This is a genomic window from Pseudomonas nitroreducens (assembly GCF_024170165.1).
GTDB classification, from domain to species: domain Bacteria; phylum Pseudomonadota; class Gammaproteobacteria; order Pseudomonadales; family Pseudomonadaceae; genus Pseudomonas; species Pseudomonas nitroreducens_C.
The window spans coordinates 1-3,184 of the sequence record NZ_JALJXP010000027.1 but is presented as its reverse complement, the minus strand read 5'-3'; the positions used below and the strand labels follow the sequence as shown (position 1 = coordinate 3,184).

4 protein-coding genes and 3 tRNA genes are annotated in these 3,184 nt (G+C 59.6%); all 7 read left to right on the top strand.

The features are described 5' to 3' along the window. Window positions 1–172 precede the first annotated feature (172 nt). The gene (gene birA, locus J2T47_RS29135; protein WP_253454259.1) at window positions 173–1,117 is read left to right on the top strand and encodes a bifunctional biotin--[acetyl-CoA-carboxylase] ligase/biotin operon repressor BirA; all 945 of its coding nucleotides are present in this window, start codon (window positions 173–175) and stop codon (window positions 1,115–1,117) included. After that, entirely contained in the window at window positions 1,107–1,856 is a 750-nt protein-coding gene (locus J2T47_RS29130; RefSeq protein WP_253454257.1) for a pantothenate kinase, read from the top strand. Before birA ends, J2T47_RS29130 begins: the two co-directional genes overlap by 11 nt. A 9-nt stretch (window positions 1,857–1,865) precedes the next feature. Continuing rightward, entirely contained in the window at window positions 1,866–2,546 is a 681-nt protein-coding gene (locus J2T47_RS29125) for an SPOR domain-containing protein (protein WP_253454254.1), read from the top strand. 141 nt (window positions 2,547–2,687) lie between these two features. Further along, window positions 2,688–2,772, top strand: a tRNA-Tyr gene (locus J2T47_RS29120). 26 nt (window positions 2,773–2,798) lie between these two features. Continuing rightward, window positions 2,799–2,872: transfer RNA gene (locus J2T47_RS29115), tRNA-Gly, on the top strand. 19 nt (window positions 2,873–2,891) lie between these two features. Further along, window positions 2,892–2,967 (top strand) — tRNA-Thr (locus J2T47_RS29110). Between the two features lie 83 nt (window positions 2,968–3,050). Further along, window positions 3,051–3,184 (top strand): GTP-binding protein (locus tag J2T47_RS29105; protein WP_238996029.1); only part of this gene is annotated, 134 nt, incomplete at its 3' end.

The following is a 3,184-nucleotide window of genomic DNA, read 5'->3' as shown; positions in this document are numbered from 1 at the left end:
GTGGAGTTTCTCCATGTGAGAGTAGGTCATCGTCAAGCTCCTATCCCAAGACCCCTGGTCAGCATCGCTGGCCGGGGGTTTTGCTTTTGCGCGCGGGAATGTCGGGCCATTGCTGCGTAGGCAATTCATGCATGCCTCTATATGATGCGTGCCTGACTGTTGCGGGGGTGATATGCAGACCTTGCTGAAATTGCTGAGCGATGGCCGCTTTCATTCTGGAGAAGAGCTGGGTGCCCTTCTCGGGGTAAGTCGCAGCGCCGTCTGGAAGCGCCTTGAGGGCTTTGAGCGTGACTACGGCATGGTCGTGCAGCGTGTGCGCGGCCGTGGTTATCGCCTTGAAGAGCCTCTTAGCATCATCTCGCCGAGGTCCGATTCCGGCCTGTGGCCTCTCGATGTCCTGTTTTCGATCGATTCCACTAATGCCGAAGTTCTGCGACGCCTGTCTGCCGGCGCCGCGGCGCCGTTTGCCATTCTGGGTGAGCGGCAGACAGCCGGGCGGGGGAGAAGAGGGCGGCAGTGGGAAAGCCCCTTCGGCGCCAACCTTTATTACACCTTGGGCATCACCGTACGCGGTGGAGCCCAGGAGCTGGAAGGGCTGAGCCTGGTGGTTGGCCTTGCGGTGGCGAAGGCCATCAAGGCGCTGGGTGTGAAGGATGTCGGCCTCAAGTGGCCGAATGACGTCCTGGTGGGTGGCAAGAAGATCGCAGGAATCTTGCTTGAGCTCATGGGAGATCCTGCAGACATCTGCAGCGTTGCCATCGGCATCGGCATCAATGTGAACATGCGCAAGGCGGACGCCATCGACCAGCCCTGGACCTCGGTGCGAGAGGCGCTCGGCAAGCTGGTCGATCGCAACGAGCTGCTACAGGCGCTGGAGTCGCAGCTCGCCGATGCGCTCTCCCGTCATCGCGAGCAAGGCTTCGCTGCCAGCCGCGAAGAGTGGGAGTCCCTTCATCTATGGCAGGGGCGGCAAGTTACGCTGTCCACTGTTGCCAATAATATCGTTGGGCGGGCCCTGGGCATCGACGAGCGGGGCGCGCTGCGTCTCCTGGTGGATGGCGAGGAGCAGAGCTACAGCGGCGGCGAGCTGAGTCTGAGGTTGTCGGATGATTCTTGAGTTGGATTGCGGAAACAGCCTGATCAAGTGGCGTGTTGTCAGAAAGCACGATCTGGTGACCGTCGCCGGGGGCGTGGCTGACTCCGATCAGGCCCTGCTCGCGCAATTGCAGGCGAGCGAGGTGGTGGATATCCGCTACTGCCGTATGGTTAGTGTGCGCAGTGAGCAGGAAACCGACGCCCTGCGAATCGGTCTGGAAAGCGCGTTCCCCATCAAGGTGCAGATTGCCGCTCCTGCAACTGAGCTCAGCGGCGTGCTGAACGGTTATCGCGAGTACCAGCGGCTCGGGATGGATCGCTGGCTGGCCCTGGTGGCTGGCCATTGCCTGGCGGGGCGGGGGTGCCTGGTGCTGGATCTGGGGACTGCGGTCACTTCCGACCTGGTCGATTCGACCGGCAAGCACTTGGGTGGCTACATTGCGCCCGGCATGCCGCTGATGCGTAGCCAGTTGCGCACACATACCCGGCGCATTCGCTACGACGATGAGGCCGCCCATGAGGCGCTGCAGAACCTGCTCCCTGGCCAGGAGACCTCTGAGGCCGTCGAGCGCGGTTGCGTGCTGATGCTTCGAGGTTTCGTGCGCGAACAGATCGAACTGGCCAATAAGCTGCTGGGTGACGATTGCGCCGTTTATCTGACCGGGGGCGATGCCGAGCTCGTCAAGGATGAGTCCGCACGAGCTGTCGTGCTTCCGGACCTGGTATTTCTCGGCCTGGCACTTGCCTGTCCGATCGAGTGAGTCTGATCGATGCGTTGGTTCTTTCTTTTTCTGCTCGCCCTCAACGTCTTCTATTACGTCTGGCATCAGCAACAGGCGCCTCTCCGTCCGAAGGAGGTTGCGCCGCTCAGTCTGTTTCACGCTGAGCAGAAGAATATTCGACTGCTCAGCGAGTCTGCCGAGGCGCCTGCGCGTCGGCAGGCAGACGAGAAGCCGGTGGCCGCTCCAGCCTCGGCTTGCGTATACCTGGGTAGCTTCCCGGCCGAGGACCGTGCGAAACAGCTGGTCCAGCGCCTGCTGAGCCTGGATGTACAGGCCTCGATGCAGACGGTGGATGCTGCGGCTGGTGTCGACTATTGGGTTTATCTGCCGCCCCTGGCTTCGCGACAGGCGTCGTTGTGGCAGCTTCGTGAGCTGCAGGCGCGCAAGATCGACAGCTACATCATCACCGAGGGTGACCTGACTGACGGGATATCCCTTGGGATTTTCCAGAGCAAGGATTCCGCCGACAGCGTCGTCGAACGTCTGAAGACCGCTGGCTACGACGCTCTGGTGCGTGAGTTGGCTCGTTCGCAGCATGATTACTGGGCGCAGGTAGCCGCGGAAAGCGGACGTCTGGTGGATGATTCCCTGGTGCGTCAGCTGGCTCCGGACTTCCCCGAGCTGCAAAAACAAACAATGCCATGTAAAAGCGTTGCAAGCCCTCAATAGTTTGAATAGAATGGCGCCCGCTTCACAGGGGTCGCCTGAAAGGGTCGAGCACTGGAAGCCGTTGTCGAAGAGCTAAGCTCAAGTTTTTTAAAGAAAAACAGTTGACAACGCGGTGGCAGGCTGTAGAATGCCGCCTCACTCGGAGGGGTTCCCGAGCGGCCAAAGGGATCAGACTGTAAATCTGACGTCTCAGACTTCGAAGGTTCGAATCCTTCCCCCTCCACCAGTTTTCAAGCGTGAGCTGCAAGCTCCGCGGGTATAGTTCAGTGGTAGAACCTCAGCCTTCCAAGCTGATGATGCGGGTTCGATTCCCGCTACCCGCTCCAAGTTTGTTGCTTATGTCTTGCTCATGTAGCTCAGCTGGTAGAGCACACCCTTGGTAAGGGTGAGGTCAGCGGTTCAAATCCGCTCATGAGCTCCATCTCGCAAAGGCAGATATGAAAATATCTGCCTTTGTTTTAATGGTGACGTGACTTTCTCAATTCCTTACGGGAGGCGGTCAAGATGGCTAAAGAAAAGTTTGAGCGTAACAAGCCGCACGTAAACGTCGGCACCATCGGTCACGTTGACCACGGCAAAACCACTCTGACCGCTGCTCTGACCAAGGTCTGCTCCGAGACCTGGGGCGGCTCCGCTCG